This window comes from Streptomyces nidicola, assembly GCF_050106155.1.
GTDB lineage: Bacteria > Actinomycetota > Actinomycetes > Streptomycetales > Streptomycetaceae > Streptomyces.
The window spans coordinates 7,410,601-7,431,425 of record NZ_JBNBPI010000001.1; the positions used below are offsets into that span (position 1 = coordinate 7,410,601).

Annotated in this window: 15 protein-coding genes; 10 read left to right on the forward strand and 5 right to left on the reverse strand. The window is 71.1% G+C overall.

Annotation, left to right across the window (positions count from 1 at the left end):
- Positions 1-61: 61 nt before the first annotated feature.
- From ACOKM3_RS33530 to ACOKM3_RS33540, 3 genes are read right to left on the reverse strand one after another with little or no spacing between them, the layout of a single operon-like run.
- Positions 62-2,344 (reverse strand): FAD-dependent oxidoreductase, encoded by a 2,283-nt coding sequence (locus ACOKM3_RS33530; RefSeq protein ID WP_426904984.1) that lies wholly within the window; start codon positions 2,342-2,344, stop codon positions 62-64.
- Positions 2,345-2,388: 44 nt separating this feature from the next.
- Positions 2,389-3,372: an NAD-dependent epimerase/dehydratase family protein gene (locus ACOKM3_RS33535; RefSeq protein ID WP_426904985.1), complete on the reverse strand. Its 984-nt coding sequence runs from the start codon at positions 3,370-3,372 to the stop codon at positions 2,389-2,391.
- Between the two features lie 60 nt (positions 3,373-3,432).
- Positions 3,433-4,761 (reverse strand): MFS transporter, encoded by a 1,329-nt coding sequence (locus ACOKM3_RS33540; RefSeq protein ID WP_426904986.1) that lies wholly within the window; start codon positions 4,759-4,761, stop codon positions 3,433-3,435.
- Between the two features lie 336 nt (positions 4,762-5,097).
- Here ACOKM3_RS33540 and ACOKM3_RS33545 point away from each other — a divergent pair, with 336 nt between their 5' ends.
- The 5 genes from ACOKM3_RS33545 (at position 5,098) to ACOKM3_RS33565 (ending at position 11,562) form a co-directional block, all read left to right on the forward strand.
- On the forward strand, positions 5,098-6,540 hold the full coding sequence (locus ACOKM3_RS33545) for a GuaB1 family IMP dehydrogenase-related protein (RefSeq protein WP_426904987.1): 1,443 nt from the start codon (positions 5,098-5,100) through the stop codon (positions 6,538-6,540).
- 336 nt (positions 6,541-6,876) lie between these two features.
- Positions 6,877-8,358 (forward strand): amino acid permease, encoded by a 1,482-nt coding sequence (locus ACOKM3_RS33550; RefSeq protein WP_426904988.1) that lies wholly within the window; start codon positions 6,877-6,879, stop codon positions 8,356-8,358.
- A gap of 25 nt (positions 8,359-8,383) precedes the next feature.
- On the forward strand, positions 8,384-8,836 hold the full coding sequence (locus ACOKM3_RS33555; protein ID WP_266721849.1) for an Lrp/AsnC family transcriptional regulator: 453 nt from the start codon (positions 8,384-8,386) through the stop codon (positions 8,834-8,836).
- A 160-nt stretch (positions 8,837-8,996) separates the two neighbouring features.
- On the forward strand, positions 8,997-9,788 hold the full coding sequence (locus ACOKM3_RS33560; protein ID WP_426904989.1) for a carbon-nitrogen hydrolase family protein: 792 nt from the start codon (positions 8,997-8,999) through the stop codon (positions 9,786-9,788).
- A 70-nt stretch (positions 9,789-9,858) separates the two neighbouring features.
- Positions 9,859-11,562 carry a flavin monoamine oxidase family protein gene (locus ACOKM3_RS33565; protein WP_426904990.1) on the forward strand — a complete coding sequence of 568 codons (1,704 nt, stop codon included), beginning with the start codon at positions 9,859-9,861 and terminating at the stop codon, positions 11,560-11,562.
- A 7-nt stretch (positions 11,563-11,569) separates the two neighbouring features.
- On the opposite strand, the gene ACOKM3_RS33570 is transcribed toward ACOKM3_RS33565, so the two are convergent.
- The gene (locus ACOKM3_RS33570) at positions 11,570-12,505 is read right to left on the reverse strand and encodes an LLM class F420-dependent oxidoreductase (RefSeq protein ID WP_426904991.1); all 936 of its coding nucleotides are present in this window, start codon (positions 12,503-12,505) and stop codon (positions 11,570-11,572) included.
- 82 nt (positions 12,506-12,587) lie between these two features.
- Positions 12,588-13,301, reverse strand: coding sequence for a DUF5995 family protein (locus tag ACOKM3_RS33575; protein ID WP_426904992.1), 714 nt, complete (start codon positions 13,299-13,301; stop codon positions 12,588-12,590).
- Positions 13,302-13,400: 99 nt separating this feature from the next.
- On the opposite strand from ACOKM3_RS33575, the gene ACOKM3_RS33580 reads away from it, so the two are divergent.
- From ACOKM3_RS33580 to ACOKM3_RS33600, 5 genes are all read left to right on the forward strand, one after another.
- Entirely contained in the window at positions 13,401-14,585 is a 1,185-nt protein-coding gene (locus tag ACOKM3_RS33580; protein WP_426904993.1) for a glycoside hydrolase family 6 protein, read from the forward strand.
- Positions 14,586-14,726: 141 nt separating this feature from the next.
- Positions 14,727-16,130: an amidohydrolase family protein gene (locus tag ACOKM3_RS33585; RefSeq protein ID WP_426904994.1), complete on the forward strand. Its 1,404-nt coding sequence runs from the start codon at positions 14,727-14,729 to the stop codon at positions 16,128-16,130.
- Positions 16,131-16,219: 89 nt separating this feature from the next.
- Positions 16,220-17,698 (forward strand): nucleobase:cation symporter-2 family protein, encoded by a 1,479-nt coding sequence (locus ACOKM3_RS33590; protein WP_426904995.1) that lies wholly within the window; start codon positions 16,220-16,222, stop codon positions 17,696-17,698.
- Between the two features lie 12 nt (positions 17,699-17,710).
- Positions 17,711-18,430 (forward strand): GntR family transcriptional regulator, encoded by a 720-nt coding sequence (locus ACOKM3_RS33595; RefSeq protein WP_426904996.1) that lies wholly within the window; start codon positions 17,711-17,713, stop codon positions 18,428-18,430.
- Positions 18,431-18,519: 89 nt separating this feature from the next.
- Positions 18,520-20,763 (forward strand): molybdopterin cofactor-binding domain-containing protein, encoded by a 2,244-nt coding sequence (locus tag ACOKM3_RS33600; RefSeq protein WP_426904997.1) that lies wholly within the window; start codon positions 18,520-18,522, stop codon positions 20,761-20,763.
- Positions 20,764-20,825 lie beyond the last annotated feature (62 nt).

Consider the following 20,825-nt stretch of genomic DNA (forward strand, 5'->3'; position numbering starts at 1 on the left):
CACGCGGCCTGCGGCTCACCTTCGGTGCCGCAGGCCGCTTTCGTGCGCAGGAGACAGCGGGTCAGTCGGCGTACACGCGGACCGTGTGGACGTGCGCGCGCGGGGCGCCGTGCGTGGCATCGACCTGCAGACGCAGCGCGCTCGTACGGACCGGCTCCCCGTTCTCGAACCGGTGCACCCGATGGCGGCGCCGGTTGTCGGTGACCGTCGTGAGGGTGTGCCACCCGCCGTCCGCGGCACGGGCCTGCAGCCGGTAGTCCCGCACCAGCTCCGGCATGATCTCGAAGGGCGTGCGGTGGCGGTGCAGGTTGTTCAGGTATTCGTCCACATCGTCGTCGAGGACCAGGTGGACGGTCCGCAGGTCCTGCTCGGTGTCCCAGGTCAGTTGCAGGTGCTCGTGCATGTCCTCGGGGTCCTCGGCCGTGGCCGAGGACCACATCTGCGGTCCCCCGTAGGGGCGTTGGTAGCCGTTCACCGTCTTGTCCGGTGCGAACGCCGTCGTCGCCGGAGCGGCGCGGAAGGCGAACGAGCGGCGGCGCAGTTCCCGCGCCGACCACTCGATGACCGACTGGCCGTCCTCCTCCGGGATGTCGTGGTCGACGGCGGCGTCGCCCTCGGCCTTGCGCTGCAGGGCGAGCACCCCGTCGGTGCGCTGCGGCAGCAGGTGAAGTGCGACCTCGGGAGCCCGGCGGACGATCACGACCACGTTTTCCGGCGCCGACGGGCGGTGGTCGAGGTGTGCGGTGACCCAGGTGGCGGCACCGGCCGGCACCGTCACCGTCGTGGTCGCGAGGTGGTCGAGCGGCACCCCGTTCTCCGGCAGCCGGGTGCCCCAGAGCTCCACGGTGAGCTCGCCGCCGGCCTCGGAGGACGCCAGCAGATCCACGGATTCCAGGTACGGGTCGACCGGCAGCAGCAGGCCCACGTCCCGCGTGAGGGGGTACGGCTCCGCGGCCTGCCCCTCCGTGGGCTCCGCCGCCAGTGCCCGCAGGTGGCTCGAGGCGGAGAGCCGGGCGCGCGGCGCGAGGTCCGCCGGGTCGGCGTCGCGGACGCCGATCACGGACGCGTCCTGGCGCAGCAGCACCCGCCGGACCAGGTCGGTGCGCTCCGTGGCCAGGGTGCGCGGGTCGGTCTTCTCGGACACGCACAGGGCGGCCGCGGTTCCGGCGGCCTCGCCGAGCGTGGCACACGTCGCCATGACCCGGGTCGCGCCGAAGGCGATGTGGGTGGCGGAGATATTGCGTCCGGCGAAGAACAGATTGCGGACGTTGACCGAGTACAGGCTGCGCAGCGGAATGTGGAAGACGCCGTCCGCGTAGCGCTGGCGGGCGCCCGGCTCGTTCGCGTACATGCCTTGCACGGGGTGCAGGTCGACGGACCAGCCGCCGAACGCCACCCGGTCCTCGAACTGGCGCTGGCTCAGGATGTCGTTCTGCGTGAGGACGTGGTCGCCGACGAAGCGGCGGTACTCGCGCTTGCCTGGGAGGCTGCCGACCCATTCCAGCGTCAGGTTGGCGGCGTCGAACTCGCCGGAGTTCTTGATGTGGTCCCAGATGCCCATGACGGCGGCGTGCAGCTCGTCGCGGATCGCCTCGTTGTCCTCGACGGTGTCGAGTTCGCCGCCCCATTCGACCCACCAGTAGTCGCAGCCGTTGTCCCCGGTCCGCAGGACGCGGTTGCGCAGGATGGGCGTGGTCGACAGGTCCTTGGCGTAGGACGGCGGCACGAACTTGACCGGGCGGCCCGCGTCCTTCGTGTAGAAGAGGATCGTCGAGCCGAGCAGCTCCCCGTCCGCCTCCGGCGGGGCCCACGGCTCGTCGAACTCGCCTCGCGCCTCCCGACCGATGCGGTGGCGGGCCCCGGCGAGGTGGCCGACGAGGCCGTCTCCGGTGCAGTCGAGGAACTGCTCCGCGTGGAAGGTGATCCGCCGCTCCGAGCCCATCATCCAGCCGGTGACGGACCGGACCGCACGCTCGTCCTCGGGGCCCTCGGCCTCAACTTCGCGCACGTCGGTGTTGAGGTAGAGGTCGATGCGGGGTTCGGCGAGCACCGCGTCCAGGACGACCTGGTCCCAGTAGTAGGGATTGCCTTCCGGGTTCCGGTACTGGTTCTCGGTGTAGAGCTCGCCCATGATGCCGGTCTCGCGGGCGTACCTGTGCACGCCGTGTGCGGTGGCGCCGCACACCCACACCCGTACCTCACTGCTGCTGTTGCCGCCCAGTACGGGCCGGTTGTGCACGAGGGCGACGCGGTGGCCGAGCCGGGCGGCGGAGACGGCGGCGCAGACGCCGGCGAGGCCGCCGCCGATCACCGCGATGTCGTGTTGGGTCTGTTCGTCACGCATGAAGGTTGTTCCCTGTTGTCCGGATGGTGCGGGCCGAGCGGTGCTCAGGCGTCGTCATGCCGCCGCTTACGGGCCTCGACGGCCTGCGCGATCATCGCGGCCGTGTCGATCCGCTGTCGGAACCCGAGGAGCTCGCGGGCCCGGGCGTTGAGGGTCCAGTAGTCGGCCGCGGTGTTCGGCACGGTCACGTCGACGACGGGCAGTCCGGCCGCCTCGCCGAGGGCGCGGGCGAACTCCGCCAGGTCGGTGCTCTCGTCCGGGCCGAGTCCGAACACGCCGTCGACGGACGCGTCGGCCTCCAGCGCGAGGACGACGCCGTGTGCGAGATCCTCGGTGGCGAGAATTCCCATGCGTACGGGGCGGCCGTCGGCCCGCCGGGGCGCGATCAGCGCCTCGCCGCCGTCCCACGCCTCCAACTGCCGCACCACGTCGGTGTTCTGGGCCGCCCGCTCCTTCTCCAGCCTGCGGTGCAGGAAGAACCGCGGGCCGGAGAAGAAGCTGTCGGGGTCGAGGAGTTCGGCCGGGTCCTGGGTGTGCGCGAAGCGCAGCGTCGTGACCGCCATGCCGTACTTGCGGCCCGCGAAGTCGGCCAGGTCCTCGCTCAGCACCTTGGTCATCCCGTAGTGGGTGGCCGCGTGCCGGGGGTGCGCCTCGTCGAGCGGGAGGTAGGCCGGGGCGTTCTCCGGATAGACCTCGCCGGTGCTGGCCAGGACGAGGCGGCGTACGCCGTGCGGGGCCGCCGCTTCGATGAGCCGGAAGGTGCCGACGACATTCGCCTCGAACATCGCGGCCGCGTCGGCGTCCTGCCACGACATCATCGCGCCCAGGTGGGCGACGGCGTCGATGCCGACGAGGCGTTCGTCCCCGGGTTCCAGTTCGGAGAACGCGGCGGTGACGTAGCGGACGCCACGGACCGGTGCGGCGGGCTCGGCCCTGTCGATGCCGGTGACCCGGTGTCCGCGCTGGACGAGTTGAGCGGTGACGGCCCGGCCGACGCGGCCGGCGGCGCCGGTGACGGCGATGTGCATGAGGGTTCAGTCCTTGTCGGGGAGGGGCGTTGTGGCGAGGAGGGGAGAGGGCTTGTTCGCTCAGACGTCGCGCAGCGAGGTGCCCGCGGTCTCCCGTGCCCGGGTGACCGTGATGAGGGTGATCAGCGCGCAGACCGAGATGTAGAAGGCGGGCGCGAGGTTGTTGCCGGTGCTGCCGATCAGCCAGGTCGAGAAGTACGGGGTGGCGCCGCCGAAGACCGCGACCGCCAGGTTGTAGGCGATGGCCATGGAGCCGTAGCGGATCGACGTCGGGAACAGTTCCGCCATCGCCGCGCTGGACGCCCCGTCGAATGCGGCGATCAGACAGCCGAGAACGAGCATCGCTGCCAGCGCTCCCCAGGCGCCGCCCTGCGCCATGAGCAGGAACGCCGGGTAGGAGAGCAGCACGATCCCCGCGCAGGCGACGAGCATGACGGGCTTGCGGCCCACCCGGTCCGACAGCATCCCCATGAAAGGCACGGCGATCGCGATCGCCAGCAGGCCGACGGTCGTGACGGCGTACGAGACGGTGCTGGAGAAGCCGAGCGTCGACTGCAGGTAGCTGGGCATGAAGCTCTGCAGGCTCCAGTGGCCGACGGCCTTGATGACCACGAAGCCGCAGCAGAAGAGCATCGCCGCACGACCCGTGCGCAGGGCGGTGCGCAGCGGGCTGCTCTCGACGGAGCCGGTCTCCTCCAGCTTGCGGAAGTCCGGGGTGTCCTCCAGCTTGCGCCGCATATAGAGGCCGACCAGGCCGAGCGGGCCCGCGAGCAGGAACGGCAGGCGCCAGCCCCAGGTGTCCATGCTGTTCCCGCTCAGCACGCTGGTGAGCAGCAGGACAAGACCGGAACCGGCGACGAAGGCCAGGAAGCCGAAGGTGTCCACGAAGCTGGAGAAGTAGCCGCGGCGCTTGGGCGTGGCGTACTCGGCGAGCAGCGCGGTGGCACCGGAGCTCTCGCCTCCGGCGGCGAACCCCTGCACGAGGCGGACGAGTACCAGCAGCACGGGCGCCATGAGCCCGATCGCCGAGTAGGTGGGCAGCAGCCCCATCACGAAGGTGGAGCCGGAGGTGAGCAGCACGACCATGGACAGCACGGCCCGGCGGCCGATCCTGTCGCCGAGCGGCCCGAAGAACAGGCCACCCAGGGGACGTACGACGAAGCTGGCGCCGAACACCGCGAAGGAGGCCAGCAGGGAGGTCTGGGGATCGTCGGACGGGAAGAAGTGCTTCCCGATCACGACGGCCAGCGTGCCGTAGAGGCCGAAGTCGAACCACTCGACGAAGTGCCCGACCCCGGCCGCGGCGAGCACCCTGCGGCGGGCCCCGCGCTGCTGATCGCCGGGTGAGTCCTGCGCGGCGCCGGTGGGGACGGGGGCTTCGTCGCTCACATCCATAGCTTTCGACATCGAACGTGCCTTCCTGGCGGCGACCGCTCCATTGACGGCCTGCCCGACGGTGTTCTGTCAGTCCGCGTGCACTGTCCGCCTGCGGCATCCATATCGTGCACGTAGTTTGCGTACTCCGCAGTCTTCGTTCGGGCACTTCCGCTGTCAAGGGGTGGCGTCGAAGCGGCCGATCTTGGGTGATCGACCAATTGGGCCGTCCGGCCTTGGGATGTTCGCCCCGAAGACGTGACCCGGGCCGACATGGGAAAATGAAGTACGTGCTTTGTGCCCCGGGAGCAGACTTCTGGGGCCCCCTTCTACCGACTGGGATGTCCGCACGTGCGTTTCCTCAATGACATCAAGCCCGCGTACGACCTGACGTACGACGACGTCTTCATGGTGCCGAGCCGGAGCGCGGTCGGCTCCCGGCAGGCCGTGGATCTTTCGTCGCCGGACGGCACGGGCACCACGATCCCGCTGGTCGTCGCCAATATGACCGCGATCGCCGGGCGTCGTATGGCCGAGACCGTCGCCCGTCGCGGTGGACTTGTCGTCATTCCGCAGGACATCCCGATCGAGGTCGTCACCGAGGTCATCTCCTGGGTCAAGACGCGCCACCTGGTGCTCGACACCCCGATCGTCCTCGCGCCGACGCAGACCGTCGCGGACGCCCTCGCGCTGCTCAACAAGCGCGCGCACAACGCCGGTGTCGTCGTGGACGACGAGCAGCGGCCCGTCGGTGTCGTCACCGACCAGGACCTGACCGGCGTCGACCGCTTCACGCAGCTGTCCGAGGTCATGTCCAAGGACCTGCTGCTGCTCGACGCGGACATCGACCCGCGCGACGCCTTCAACAAGCTGGACGGCGCCAACCGCCGCTACGCCCCGGCCGTCGACAAGGAAGGCCGTCTCGCCGGCATCCTGACGCGCACGGGAGCCCTGCGCGCGACCCTGTACACCCCGGCCACCGATGCCAACGGCAAGCTGCGCATCGCCGCCGCCGTCGGCATCAACGGCGACGTGGCGGGCAAGGCCAAGCAGCTGCTCGACGCCGGCGCCGACACGCTCGTCATCGACACGGCCCACGGCCACCAGGAGTCGATGATCGAGGCGATCAAGAAGGTCCGCGCGCTCGACCCGCAGGTGCCGATCGTCGCGGGCAACATCGTGGCCGCCGAGGGCGTCAAGGACCTGATCGAGGCCGGCGCCGACATCATCAAGGTCGGTGTCGGACCCGGCGCCATGTGCACCACGCGCATGATGACCGGCGTCGGCCGGCCGCAGTTCTCCGCCGTCCTGGAGTGCGCCGCCGAGGCCAAGAAGTACGGCAAGCACGTGTGGGCCGACGGTGGCGTGCGGCACCCGCGCGACGTCGCCATGGCGCTCGCCGCCGGTGCGTCGAACGTGATGATCGGCTCCTGGTTCGCCGGTACGTACGAGTCCCCGGGCGACCTCCAGCACGACGCCAAGGGCCGCGCCTACAAGGAGTCCTTCGGCATGGCCTCGGCCCGCGCCGTGAAGAACCGGACGAGCGACGAGTCCGCCTACGACCGCGCCCGCAAGGCGCTCTTCGAGGAGGGCATCTCCACCTCGCGGATGTTCCTCGACCCGGAGCGCCCGGGCGTCGAGGACCTGATCGACTCGGTCATCGCGGGTGTCCGCTCCTCCTGCACGTACGCCGGTGCCAACTCGCTCGCCGAGTTCGAGGAGCGGGCGACCGTCGGCATCCAGTCCGCGGCCGGCTACGCCGAGGGCAAGCCGCTGCACGCCAGCTGGAGCTAGAGCAGCACGAAGCATCGCGAACCCCGCGTCCCTCTTCGGAGGGGCGCGGGGTTCGTCGTTTTCGCCTCATGGAGAGACCGAACCAAACACACCCGACGCAACGGACCAAACGGACCGCGCAACGATCGTCCGCGTCCGGGAAGGTAGCGCAACGATCATGCGCGACTGCGCAAGGTTGCTGCATTACTCCTGGGAACAGAACTCCTCTAGAGTCATCCGCTGTACGTTGCGTGGCGGGGGTTCGGCCTGCTCGGCGGGACCCGTTTGACGGGTGTGCTCCGCCGCGTCCCCCTCGCTGCGGTCAACCTCACCCGGCAGCGATCAAGGAGCCAGTCCGTGCTCGACCACGGCGCACCCCCGCGCACCCCGCAAGCCGCTCCCGCGCCCGCGGGACTCGGCGCCCGCCTGATGCGGCGCAAGCCGGTAGATCTGCTGGTCGCGGAGGGCGGCCAGGGCGAAGGCGGATCGCTGCGGCGCTCCCTCGGGCTCTGGCAGCTGACCATGATCAGCATCGGCGCCACGCTCGGCACCGGCATCTTCGTGGTGCTCGGCGAGGCCGTCCCCAAGGCGGGGCCCGCCGTCACGCTGTCCTTCGTGATCGCCGGTCTCACCGCGCTCTTCTCGGCGCTCTCGTACGCCGAACTGGCCGGCACCATCCCGGTCGCCGGCTCCTCCTACTCGTATGCGTACGCAACGATGGGCGAACTTCTCGCCTGGGTGTGCGGCTGGTGTCTGGTCCTGGAGTACGGGGTCTCGGTCGCCGCGGTCGCCGTCGGCTGGGGCGAGTACCTCAACGAGCTGCTCGACGGGACGATAGGCGTCACCATCCCGGCCGCCCTGTCCGCGCCGCCCGGTGACGGCGGGATCTTCAACCTGCCCGCGCTCATCGTGGTGCTGCTCGCCATGGTGTTCCTGCTGGGCGGCGCCAAGGAGTCCGCGCGGGCCAACACCATCATGGTCGCCGTGAAGATCGCGGCCCTGATCCTCTTCTGTGTCATCGGCTTCATGGGCTTCAAGTCCGGCAACTACGAGGACTTCATGCCGCTCGGCATGGCGGGCGTGAGCGCCGCGGGTGCCACGCTCTTCTTCTCGTACATCGGCTTCGACGCCGCCTCCACCGCCGGTGAGGAGGCGAAGAACCCGCAGCGCGACCTGCCGCGCGCCATCATGCTGTCGCTGATCATCGTCACCGCGCTGTACGTCCTCGTGGCCGCGGTCGCCGTGGGCGCCCGCCGCTGGACGCACTTCACCGACTCCGAGGCGACGCTCGCCGCGATCATGAAGGACGTCACGGGGCAGCCCTTCTGGGGCACGGTGCTCGCCGCCGGTGCCGTCATCGCCATCGCGTCCGTCGTGCTCACCGTGCTCTACGGGCAGACCCGCGTGCTGTTCGCGATGTCCCGCGACGGCCTCGTGCCCAAGGTGTTCGCCAAGGTGCACCCGAAGACCGGGGCGCCGCGCGCCAACACGATCATCGTGTCCCTGTTCTGCGGCATCCTCGCCGCGGCGATCCCGCTCGGCCAGCTCGCCGACGCCACCAGCATCGGCACGCTCTTCGCCTTCGCCCTGGTCAACATCGCCGTGATCGTGCTGCGCCGGACCAGGCCCGACATGAAGCGCACGTTCCGCGTGCCGCTGTCGCCGGTCCTGCCGGTCATCGGGTTCGCGCTCTGTGTGTGGATGATGGGCAGCCTGTCCGCTATCACCTGGATCGTCTTCGGTGTCTGGATGGCCGTCGGTCTCGTGTTCTACTTCAGTTACGGGGTGCGCCGCTCCCGTCTCGCCGCACCCGCAGCCCCCGCAGTCGCGGAGAACTGAACCGCACAGAAGTGAACCTCCTGCCTTGCTGAACGATCTCGACGAACGCATCGTGCACGCCCTCGCCGAGGACGCCCGCCGCTCCTATGCCGACATCGGCCAGCAGATCGGCCTGTCCGCGCCCGCCGTGAAGCGCCGCGTGGACCGGCTGCGGGCCACCGGCGCGATCACCGGGTTCACGGTGCGCGTCGATCCGGCCGCGCTCGGCTGGGAGACCGAGGGGTTCATCGAGATGTACTGCCGCTCCAACACCTCGCCGGAGGCGATCCGGCGGGGCCTGGAGCGCTATCCCGAGGTCGTGTCCGCCTCCACCGTCACCGGTGAGGCGGACGCGATCGTGCAGGTCTTCGCCTCCGACATGCGGCACTTCGAGCGGGTCCTGGAGCGGATCGCGGGGGAGCCGTTCGTCGAGCGGACGAAATCGGTGCTGGTGCTGTCGCCGCTGATGCGGCGCTTCACGTCGGGATCGCCCGCGTAGCGGGTCGCGGACACCGGGCGCGCAACGAATCGCCGTTCGGCGGGAAAATCACGCAACGAACAGCTCGGCAGCGTGCAACAGGTGCTTCTTGTCCGGGGCGACGGGCGACCGCAGACTCTATGTGACCCCAAGGCCTTCCCCGTACCGGTTGAGGACACGCATGCGCACCGCCCTGCTCCAGAGCTCAGGACACCCCGGCTCGACCGCCGCGAACCTCAAGGTTCTCGACGCCGCCGCGGGCCGGGCCGCCGCCGCGGGTGCCGGGATCCTCGTGACCTCGGAGATGTTCCTGACCGGGTACGCGATCGGGGACGACGTGGCCCGGCTCGCCGAGCCCGCCGACGGGGACGCGGCCGACGCGATCGCCGAGATCGCGCACCGGCACGGCGTCGCTGTCGCCTACGGCTACCCGGAGCGCGCGGGCGACGCCGTCTTCAACTCCGTACAGCTGATCTCCGCCGAAGGCGCCCGCCTCGCGAACTACCGCAAGACGCACCTCTTCGGCTGCTTCGAGCGCGAGCAGTTCACGCCCGGCGAGCAGCCCGTCGTGCAGGCCGAGGTGAACGGTCTGCGGGTCGGCCTGATGATCTGCTACGACGTCGAGTTCCCGGAGAACGTACGGGCCCACGCCCTCGCCGGCACCGACCTGCTGCTCGTGCCGACGGCGCAGATGCACCCCTTCCAGTTCGTCGCCGAATCGGTCGTGCCGGTGCGCGCCTTCGAGAATCAGATGTACGTCGCGTACGTCAACCGGGTCGGCGCGGAAGGGGAGTTCGAGTTCGTCGGGCTCTCCACGCTCGCCGGTCCGGACGGGGTGGCCCGCGCCCGCGCGGGGCGTGTCGAGGAGCTCGTGTTCGCCGACGCCGACCCCGACTTCCTCGCCGCCTCCCGCGCGGCCAACCCGTATCTGAGCGACCGCCGTCCTGAGCTGTACGGCCCGCTCGCTTCCTGAGGCCGGGGGACACCGCCTCAACTCCCGCTTCCTGCCCAGCACTTCAGTACCCGCAAGGAGTCCGTACCCCATGACGTCCACGGTGCCCACCGCCGCCCAGCACACCGAGGGCCAGCCGCCCATCACGATGTTCGGGCCGGACTTCCCGTACGCGTACGACGACTTCCTCGCCCACCCGGCGGGCCTCGGCCAGATACCCGCGACCGAGCACGGCACCGAGGTCGCGGTCATCGGCGGCGGCCTCTCCGGCATCGTCGCCGCGTACGAGCTGATGAAGATGGGCCTCAAGCCCGTCGTGTACGAGGCTGACCAGATCGGCGGCCGGCTGCGTACGGTCGGCTTCGAGGGCACCCCGGCGGGGGCCTCGGACCTGACCGCCGAGATGGGCGCGATGCGCTTCCCGCCGTCGTCCACGGCGCTGCAGCACTACATCGACATGGTCGACCTGAAGACGAGGGCGTTCCCCAACCCTCTCTCCGAGGCCACGCCCTCGACCGTCGTCGACCTCAAGGGCGAGTCCCACTACGCCGAGACGATCGCCGACCTGCCGCAGGTGTACCGGGACGTCGCCGAGGCGTGGAACAAGTGCCTCGACGAGGGCGCCGACTTCTCCGACATGAACCAGGCGATGCGCGAGCGCGACGTGCCGCGCATCCGCGAGATCTGGGGCAGGCTCGTCGAGAAGCTCGACAACCAGACCTTCTACGGTTTCCTCTGCGAGTCCGAGGCGTTCAAGTCCTTCCGGCACCGGGAGATCTTCGGCCAGGTCGGCTTCGGTACGGGTGGCTGGGACACCGACTTCCCGAACTCCATCCTGGAGATCCTGCGCGTCGTCTACACCGAGGCCGACGACCATCACCGCGGCATCGAGGGCGGCTCGCAGCAGCTGCCGCTGCGCCTGTGGGAGCGCGAGCCGGAGAAGATCGTGCACTGGGCGCAGGGGACCTCGCTGTCCACCCTGCACGTGGACGGCAAGCCGCGCCCGGCCGTGACCCGGCTGTCCCGCACCGCCGGCAACCACATCACCGTCACGGACGCCGACGGCGACATCCGTACGTACAAGACGGCGATCTTCACCGCGCAGTCGTGGATGCTGCTGTCCAAGGTGGACTGCGACGACGAGCTGTTCCCGATCGACCACTGGACGGCGATCGAGCGCACGCACTACATGGAGAGCTCGAAGCTGTTCGTGCCGGTCGACCGGCCGTTCTGGCTGGACAAGGATGAGGACACCGGGCGTGACGTCATGTCGATGACGCTCACCGACCGGATGACGCGCGGTACGTACCTGCTCGACGACGGGCCGGACAAGCCCGCCACGATCTGCCTCTCCTACACCTGGTGCGACGACAGCCTCAAGTGGCTGCCGCTGTCGGCGAACGAGCGCCTCGAAGTGATGCTGAAGTCGCTCGGCGAGATCTATCCGAAGGTCGACATCCGCAAGCACATCATCGGCAACCCGGTGACCGTGTCCTGGGAGAACGAGCCGTACTTCATGGGCGCGTTCAAGGCGAACCTGCCCGGCCACTACCGCTACCAGCGCCGCCTGTTCACGCACTTCATGCAGGAGACCCTGCCCGAGGACCGGCGGGGCATCTTCCTCGCCGGTGACGACATCTCTTGGACGGCCGGGTGGGCCGAGGGCGCTGTGCAGACCGCGCTGAACGCGGTGTGGGGCGTCATGCACCACCTGGGCGGCAGCACGGACGCCTCCAACCCCGGCCCCGGCGATGTGTTCGACGAGATCGCGCCGGTGGCACTCCCGGAGGACTGACCAGGCGTCATACGCCCGCGGCGCGTGCCTTCTCGTACAGCTCCGCCGCGACGTCCTTGAGCTCCTCCGCGTCCCGGGCCTGGCCCTGGAGCTCGATCAGGATCTCCTCCAGGCCCACCTCGTCGTGCGCGACCAGGTCCTCGACGATCTGGTCGACGCTGCCCTGGAACGGCCTGCGGTCCTCGCCGGTGTACGGCTCGCGCGTGTGGACCGTGTTGACACGCAGCACGGTCTGCAGGGGAGCGGTGCGGCCGCGCTCCTCTGCGAGCGCCTGGAGGTCGGCCCACTGCTGCTTCAGGCCCTCGGCGCCCATCGCCGCGGGCATCCAGCCGTCCGCCCTGTCGACCATGCGGCGGGCCGCCCGCGGGCTGTTCGCCGGGAGCAGGACCGGCAGCGGCCCGGCCGGCTTGGGGCCGACCACGGACGGCGCGATCGTCGTCAGCTCACCCTCGTACGACACCGGGTCCGGGCCCCACACCGCGCGGCACACGTCGATCAGCTCGTCGAGCACCTTGCCGCGCCGCTCGAAGGGCGCCACGCCGGCCGCCGCGTATTCGTCGTGCGACCAGCCCGTGCCGAGACCCGCGACGACGCGGCCCCCGCTCGCCGCGTCCAACGAGGCGAGGGAGCGGGCGAGTTGGAAGGGGACGTGCAGCGGCGCCACGAGGACGCTGGTGCCGAGCCGCGCGCGGGACGTGGCGGACGCCGCAAGGGTGAGCGCGACGAGCGGATCGGCGACCGAGCGGTACTGATCCGGCCAGGGCAGACCGGGAACCCCGTACAGGCCCTGGGTCGCGGGCTCGGGGTACAGGATCCGCTCGAACACCCACAGGCTTTCGTAGCCCACGGCCTCCGCCGCGCGCGCCACGTCCGGGACGTCCCGGCCGATGTCGTACTGCTTCATCTGGGGCAGTCCGAGGCCGAGTCGGGTCGTCGTCGCCATGCGCGTGCTCCTTTGCTCGCCAGTGCGGGTCGTGGTGTCAACGTCCTTGCCCGGTACGGATGTTCCCGGCGCGGCGGCCGGGTCAGTCGGGCAGCGGGGTGAGCAGCATCCGGCCGACCAGCCCCACCGACGCGTCGAGTCGGTGCGCGAACTCCGCCTCCACGGACGGCAGATCGCGCAGCGCCCACAGGGCGCGGGCCGCTCCCCACGCCCCGTCGCGGGCGCGCTCCAGGCTCCACGCGCCGAGCAGATGGGTCAGCGGATCGGCGACCTGGAGCAGGTCGGGGCCCGGCATCAGCTCTTCGCGGATGCGCTCCTCCAGCGAGACGAGGAGGTCGCCCACGCGCTCGAACTCATCCTCCAGTGCGTCCGGTTCGCAGCCCAGCGTGCGACAGGCGTCCACGACGGCGAGCGCCAGGTCGTGCCCGATGTGCGCATTGATGCCCGCGAGCGCGAACTGCAACGGGCGTACGCCAGGATGTCGGCGGAGCTGGAACAGGGGCCGCCAGCAGGCGGGCGGGCGCGCGCCGCGGGCCGCCGCGTCGACCGCCACGAGATAGCGCTCGGCGAACCGGACGTCCAGCGTGACCGCCGCTCCCCGGTCAGGGAAGCCGCCGGTGAGCCCTCCGTCGATGGCCCGGCCGACCTCCTCCGTGACGGAGAGATAGACCCGGTTGAAGACGGCCACGCCGTCGCGCGGTGGCAGATCCGCGCCGAGCGCGCGCATCCGTGCGATCACGATGTCGACCCCTTGAGCGGGGACCCGGGCCTGTGCGAACCGCTCCAACTGCGCCATGAACGCAGCGTCCCAGCCGTAGCCTTACGCGGACGTCGGCTGGCCGGGGGCTTCCCCAGAACGAGGGAACGGCGGACCCGGAGGGGGAGGGTGGGTGCGGTGTCGGGCTTACGCGCGCGGCGACTGGCCGAACGGCGGGCACAGAAGCGCCGCAGGACGGTGCGCGGAGCACTCGCCGCTGCGGCCTCGACCGTGGTGGCGGTCGGCACCGTGGCAGGCCTCATGTCCGCCCTCGACCGCGACAGGGCCGAGGCCGACGAGGCACGCCCGACGGTGAGTGGGTCTCCCAGCCTGCGCCCGCTGCCCGCGCTTCCGACCCCGTCGGCGACCAGCAACTCGCCCTCACCGTCGAAGAGTTCGAAGCCCAAGCCCAAGAAGGCGACCCCCGCCCGGCCGGAGCCGTCGAGCGCCCCGCCCGCCGCGAGCGGCCTGTACCGGTACGGCGACTCTCAGGTACTCGAATGGGTGCGGGCCAACCGCTCCGACCCGCGCCGCCCGCTCATCGAGTCCCGGATAGCGAACCGCCCGGCCGCCGTCTGGTTCGCCGACTACGCGCCCGCCACGATCACCGCACGGGTGCGCGCGGTCACCTCGGCCGGGGCGCGCGCGGGACAGGTGCCGGTGCTCGTGCCCTACGCCGTCCCCGACCGTGACTGCGGCGGGCACTCCGAGGGCGGGGCGCCCGACCTGGACGCGTACGGCGACTGGATCGAGAGGTTCGCGCGGGGACTGGGCTCCCGCGAGGTCATCGTGATCCTGGAGCCCGACGCGCTGTCCCAGACCGAGTGCCTCTCCAAGGGCCAACAGGCCGACCGCTACGAGGCGTTGGCGCACGCGGGTCGGACCCTCAAGTCCGCGAACCCGCGCGCCCGCGTCTACTACGACGCCGGACACTCCGCCTGGAACCCGCCCGCCACCCAGGCCGGGCGCCTTCGCGCGGCGGGCGCCGCATCGGCCGCGTCGTCCGACGGAGTGTTCACCAACGTCTCCAACTTCCACCGGACGTCGGACGAGATCGCGTACGCCCGCAAGGTGCTCGCCGCGATGGGCGGGCCGAGCGGCCTGGGCGCCGTCATCGACACGAGCCGCAACGGCAACGGCGCCCCGGCCGACGGCGAGTGGTGCGACCCCGACGGCCGCACCCTGGGCCGGCCCCCGACGCTGCGGACCGGCGAGGCCGGGATCGACGCGTATCTGTGGGTGAAGCTGCCCGGGGAGTCGGACGGGTGCAAGGGGGAGCCGGGGACGTTCACGGCGGACTACGCGTACGAGTTGGCGGACTGAGCGTCACCCGGACTGTCCCCCTGGTCGCGTAAGTCCCGTACGGGCGCGAGGGGTTGACAGTTCCAGTGGCCGGAATATGTTGCATGCAATGTGAAATATGGCCGGGCCGATGGCCGAGACCCCCTGGACCCTGGAGGCTCAATGGACTCCGTGCGGCAGTGCGACCTCTTGTTCACCGGAGGCCACGTGGTCACCGTGGACGACGGCAGGAACGTGTACGAGCCCGGCGCCGTCGCGGTGACGGGCGACCGGATCGTGGCGGTGGGCCCGGCGGCGCAGATCGAGGCCGGGTGGCGGGGCGCGCGGGTGGTGGACTGCCGGGGCCGGGCGGTGCTGCCGGGGTTCGTGGACGGGCACAGCCACCTCTTCCAGGCGCTGGCCAGGGGGCTCGGCGAAGGGCAGTCGATCTGGCCGTGGCTGTGCGAGTTCATGTGGCCGTACTCGATCGCCGTGGACGCCGAGGACGCGCGGGTCGCGGCGACGCTCGGCGCGGTGGAGGCGCTGCGCTCGGGCATCACCACGGTCGTCGACAACCACTACGCGCCGACCGACGCCGAAACGGTTCTCTCGGTGGCGGACGCGATCGAGGCGACCGGGCTTCGCGGTGTCGTCGCGCGCGGCATGATCGGGCACAAGACCGCCGTCGCCGCCGCGCGCGGACTGCCCGACGAGCTGTTCCGCTACTCCGTCGCCGAGGAACTCGGCATCACGCGGGACTGCATGCGGGCCCGGCCGCCCGGATCCGCCGTCGAGATCTGGCCCGCCCCGCTCAACCTCAGCTACGGCGACCAGGAACTGATGCGCGGCGCCGCCGGATTGGCCCACGAGTTCGGCGTCCGGTGGCACACGCACTGCAGCGAGGGCGCCAAGGACCCGGCGAGCTACCTCGACGCGTACGGGATCAGGCCCGTGAGCTGGCTCGCCGCGGAAGGGCTGCTCGACGAGCGCGCCACCCTCGCGCACGCCGTCTGGCTCGACGACGCCGAGGCCAAGGCGGTCGGGGAACACGGCGCCGCCGTCGCCCACAACCCGGCCTCCAACGCGTACCTCGCCTCCGGAGTGATGCCGCTGCGCCGCCTGCGCGACGCCGGGGCCGTCGTGGCGCTCGGCACCGACGGGCCGAGCGCGGGGCACCGCCAGGACATGTTCGAGGTCATGAAGCAGACCCTCTTCGCCCAGCGCCTCGACACGCTCGACCCGGCGGTCGCGCGCTGCGAGGAGGCCCTGGAACTCGCCACCAGGGAAGGCGGCCGGTACGTCGGCAACGGCGCCGGGGTGCTCGCGCCCGGCGCGCCCGCCGACCTCGCCGTGGTGGCGCTCGACCGCCCCCACCTGCGCCCGCTGCACCGCGCGGTGGCCGCGCTCGTCTACTCCGCGCGCGGCGGCGACGTGGAGATGACCGTCGTCGGCGGACGCGTCGTCGTCGAGGAGGGGCGCTGCACCCTCGTCGACGAGGAGGCGCTGCTGGAGGAGGCCCAGGAACGGGCCGAACGCCTCGTCCACCGGGCCGGCTTCGGCCCGCTCACCGCACCCTGGCAGCACTGAGACAGCCACAGGACACGGCCGTCCGTCCACGGCCCCGGTAAGTGCGCACGAGACAACACCCGGCTCACCGGGTGGAGGGAGTAACGCACATGTCCGAGAAGGAAGTTCAGGACGGGACTCAGGACGGGACGGGGGAGCCGGGCGCGTCAGCGGCTCCTCGCAGGGACGCGGTCGACTCCGTGCCTGCGGCGTGGCGCCTCGTCGTCTACGGGTTCCAGCACGTGCTCGCCTTCTACGCGGGCGCCGTCGTGATGCCGCTGCTCGTCGCCGAGGGCATCGGCATGAAGGGCGACGACATCGCCCTGCTCGTCAACGCCTCGCTGCTGACCTGCGGCCTCGCCACGCTCTTGCAGTCCGCCGGCCTTCCGGGCATCGGCATCCGGCTGCCGGTGGTGCAGGGCACGTCCACCACCGCGGTGCCCTCGCTGGTGTCCGTGGGGCTCGCGGCGGGCGGGGCGAAGGCGGGCCTGCCGACCGTGTTCGGGGCGGTGATCGCGGCGGGGCTCGCGCTGTTCGTGGTGGCGCCCGTCTTCAGCAGGCTGGTGCGCTTCTTCCCACCGCTGGTCACCGGCACGATCGTGACCATCGTCGGGATCACGCTGCTCGCCGTCGCCGCGCGGCAGGTGGGCGGGGGAGACCCGAGCCAGGGCTCGTTCGGCTCCCCGCAGCACCTGGGGCTCGCCGCCGTCACGCTCGTCGTCATCCTGCTGCTGCACAAGCTGTCGCGGGGGTTCCTCGCGACGGTGGCGGTCCTGGTCGGCCTGTTCATCGGCACGGTCGTGGCCGCGTTCGCCGGGTTCGCCGACTTCTCGGGGATCGCCTCCACGCCCTGGGTGGGCACGGCGGCCCCGCTGCACTACGGGGCGCCCCGGTTCGACGTCGTCGCGGTGCTCTCGATCGTCCTCGTCATGGTCATCATCGCGGTCGAGTCCATCGGGCAGTTCTTCGCCGTCGGCGAGATCGTGGACCGGAAGGTCGAGGGCAGGCACGTGACCCGCGCCCTGCGCGCCGACGGCCTGGCCACCGCGGTCGCCGGGGTCTTCAACTCCTTTCCCAGCACCGTCTATTCGCAGAACATCGGCCTGATCAGGCTGACCAGGGTCAGGTCCCGGTGGATCGTCGCGTCCTCCGGCGTGATCATGATGGTGCTCGGGCTCGTACCGAAGGTCGGGGCGGTCGTCGCCGCGATGCCGGCCTCGGTGCTCGGCGGCGCGACGATCGTGCTGTTCTCCACCATCGCGGTCGTCGGCGTGCAGATCCTCTTCCAGGCCGACCTGACCGACCAGCGCAACACGATCCTCGTCGCCGCGAGCGTGGGTGTCGGCTTTCTGCCCACCGCGTTCCCGCAGTTCGCCGAGCAGATGCCCGGGCGGCAACTGCACGCGCTCTTCGAGAGCGGCATCATCCTCGGCACGATCACGGCGGTGCTCCTGAACCTCTTCTTCCACCATCTGCGCGTCCCCTTCGGGCGCCGGCGTGAGCATCGGGAGAAGGCTTCGGAGGCTGTCGGATCCATTGACGCGTCCGAACATTACATGCAACATGTATCTCCAACGGCCAAGCAGTGAGGGGGAGTTGGGATGAGCGCAGAGCGTGCGGTCAATCCGGTCGCGGCCGGCAGCCTCCTGGCGGACCGGGCGTACGAGGAGCTGAAGGGCGCCGTTCTGGCGAACCGGCTGCGCCCCGGTGACGCGCTCTCCGTGCCCGCCCTCGCCGCGCAGCTGAGCATCAGCCGCAGCCCGGTGCGCGAGGCGGTCCAGCGCCTCATCCACGACGGCCTCGCCACGCACGTCCCGCACAAGGGGGCCGTGGTCGCCACAGTGGACGTGGAGGACGTGCGGCAGCTGTACGTCGTCCGTGAGGTGATGGAGGGCCTCGCCGCCCGCCTGGCCACCGAGCGGCTCGACGCCTCCCGGGTCGCCGAACTGCGCGACCTTCTTGAGCGGCACGAGCGCGAGGTCGGCACCGGAGTCGACGAGCGTACGCACATCGAGATGGACATGGCCTACCACCGGATGATCCGCGAGGTGGCCGCCAATCCCCACCTCACCGCGGCGCTCGACACCATCCAGGGCCGCGCCCACCTCGCCCTGCACCAGCTGTGGCGCGGCCAGGAAGCACCGCGGCTCGCCGTCGCCGAACACCGCCGCATCTTCGAGGCGATGACATCGGGCGACCCGGACGCCGCCGATCTCGCGGCCCGCGACCACATCCGCAAGCTCCGCATCCGCCTCTCGCAGGCCGTCGCGCCGGGGCCCTCGGACTCCTCCGAGCCCGGCCGCGTACGCCCCGTCGAATAGCGCCGCAGCACGGCTCCATCGGGCGTGGCCACGGCCGCGTTCGCGTATCGACTCCCGTTCAGCGCAAGCCAGAAGGGAAGTGAACGATCGTGAGCACCGCAACCGGCACCGCCACCGCTGTCCGTGACGGCGTCGGCGCCAGCACCGCGCGCCCCGACGGCCGACTGAAGGTCAAGGGCGACTTCGCCTACTCCTCCGACCTGCGGGCCGAGGGCATGGTGTGGGGCGCGACCCTGCGCTCGCCGCACCCGAGCGCCCGCATCGCCCGGCTCGACACGACCGCGGCGCTGCGGCTGCCCGGGGTACTGGCGGTGCTCACCCACGAGGACGTCCCGGGGCGGGCGACGTACGGTATGAAGGTCTCCGACCAGCCGGTCCTCGCCGCAGACCGCGTCCGCTACCAGGGGGAGCCGGTGGCCCTCGTGGCCGCCGACCACCCCGAGACGGCCCGCAGGGCGCTGGCGCTGATCGACATCGCGTACGAGGAGCAGCCGGCGCTCACCGATCCCGAGGACGCGGTGCGGGGCGTGGGGCCCCTGGTCCACGACGACCGCGTCGACGGCAAGCACGGCAACGTCGTCCGGCACGTCCGCATCCGCCATGGCGACATGGAAGCGGCCCGATGCGAGGCCGACGTGACCGTCAGCGGCACGTACGAGGTCGGCATGCAGGACCAGGCCTTCCTCGGCCCCGAGTCCGGGCTCGCGATCCCCGCGGAGGACGGCGGCGTCGACGTCTACGTGTCGACGCAGTGGCTGCACGACGACCAGCACCAGATGTGCGCCGCGCTCGGCCTGCCGCCGGAGAAGGTGCGGCTCACGCTGTCCGGCGTGGGCGGCGCGTTCGGCGGGCGGGAGGACGTGTCCGTGCAGATCCACGCGGCGATGCTCGCGCTGCGCACCGGCAGGCCGGTGAAGATGAGCTACAACCGCGAGGAGTCCTTCTACGGTCATGTGCACCGGCACCCGGCCCGCATGTGGTTCGAGCACGGGGCGACGCGCGACGGCCGGATCGTGTTCGTGAAAGCCCGGCTGCTCTTCGACGGCGGCGCCTACACCTCCACCTCGCAGGTCGTCATCGCCAACGGTTCGTACTTCGCGGCCGGCGCCTACGACGTGCCGCACGCCGAGATCGACGGCTTCTCCGTCTTCACCAACAACCCACCCTGCGGCGCGATGCGCGGCTTCGGCGCCGTGCAGTCCTGCTACGGCGTCGAGTCGAACCTCGACAAGCTGGCCCGTGAACTCGGCATGGATCCGGTCGAGTTGCGGGTGCGCAACGCGATGACGACCGGGACGGTGCTGCCGACCGGGCAGGCGGTGGACGGTCCCGCGCCGGCGGCGGAGCTGTTGGAGCGGCTGCGTGCGCGGCCGCTGCCGCCGCCCGGGGAGGGGGCGTTCGGTAACCCCGGCGGGCTCAACAACACCAGCCACGGCGAAGGCATCAGGCGCGGCGTCGGGTACGCGATCGGGGTCAAGGCCATCGGCTTCTCCGGCGGCGTCGACGACCGCTCCGTGGCCCGCGTACGCCTCGTCCTGAACGGCGGCGAACCCGTCGCCGAGGTGCACACCGCCGCCGCCGAGTGCGGCCAGGGCATCGTCACCGTACAGACGCAGATCGTTCGGACCGAGCTGGGTGTCGAGCGGGTGGTCGTGCTCCCCGCCGATACGCGGGTCGGCGACGCGGGATCGTCCTCGGCGTCGCGCATCACCTGGATGAGCGGGGGAGCGGTCCAGGGCGCGTGCAAGGCGCTGCGCGAGCGGATCACGGCGCTGGGTGACCGACCGCTGCCCGAACTCCTCGCCACACATGGGGAGTTGGAGGAGGAGTACGAGTACGCCCACCGTCGCACGTTCCCCGTCGACGACGAACGCGGGCAGGGCGACGCGCACATCGCGTTCGCGTTCGCCGCGCACCGGGCCGTCGTGGACGTGGACACCGAACTGGGGCTCGTGAAGGTCGTCGAGCTGGCCACCGCGCAGGATGTCGGCAAGGCGATGAACCCCCTCGCCGTGGAAGGCCAGATCGAGGGCGGCAGCGCGCAGGGCCTCGGCCTCGCGGTGATGGAGGAGCTGCGGGTGGAGGGCGGGAGGGTGCGCAATCCGTCGTTCACGGACTATCTGATCCCGACCATCGCCGACATGCCGCAGGTCCCCATCGACCTGCTCGAACTTCCGCACCCGGACTCGCCGTACGGCCTCAACGGAGTCGGTGAGCCGCCCACCCTGTCGTCGACTCCCGCCATCGCGAACGCGCTGCGTGCCGCGACGGGGTTGGAGCTGGCGAAGGTGCCGGTGCGGCCGGAACACGTCGTCCTGAACGAAGGGAGGTGAGGCGGGCCCTGCCCTGGGTCCCCAAACGGTCCACCACTGAACACGGTTGGTACCAGCTGGGA

Excerpts from the sequence above, each read along its gene's own strand:
- ACOKM3_RS33530 (WP_426904984.1), bottom strand. The coding sequence starts at position 2,344 with ATGCGTGACGAACAGACCCAACACGACATCGCGGTGATCGGCGGCGGC.
- ACOKM3_RS33535 (WP_426904985.1), bottom strand. The coding sequence starts at position 3,372 with ATGCACATCGCCGTCACCGGCGCCGCCGGCCGCGTCGGCCGGGCCGTC.
- ACOKM3_RS33560 (WP_426904989.1), top strand. The coding sequence starts at position 8,997 with ATGCGCACCGCCCTGCTCCAGAGCTCAGGACACCCCGGCTCGACCGCC.
- ACOKM3_RS33565 (WP_426904990.1), top strand. The coding sequence starts at position 9,859 with ATGACGTCCACGGTGCCCACCGCCGCCCAGCACACCGAGGGCCAGCCG.
- ACOKM3_RS33570 (WP_426904991.1), bottom strand. The coding sequence starts at position 12,505 with ATGGCGACGACGACCCGACTCGGCCTCGGACTGCCCCAGATGAAGCAG.
- ACOKM3_RS33575 (WP_426904992.1), bottom strand. The coding sequence starts at position 13,301 with ATGGCGCAGTTGGAGCGGTTCGCACAGGCCCGGGTCCCCGCTCAAGGG.
- ACOKM3_RS33585 (WP_426904994.1), top strand. The coding sequence starts at position 14,727 with ATGGACTCCGTGCGGCAGTGCGACCTCTTGTTCACCGGAGGCCACGTG.
- ACOKM3_RS33590 (WP_426904995.1), top strand. The coding sequence starts at position 16,220 with ATGTCCGAGAAGGAAGTTCAGGACGGGACTCAGGACGGGACGGGGGAG.
- ACOKM3_RS33595 (WP_426904996.1), top strand. The coding sequence starts at position 17,711 with ATGAGCGCAGAGCGTGCGGTCAATCCGGTCGCGGCCGGCAGCCTCCTG.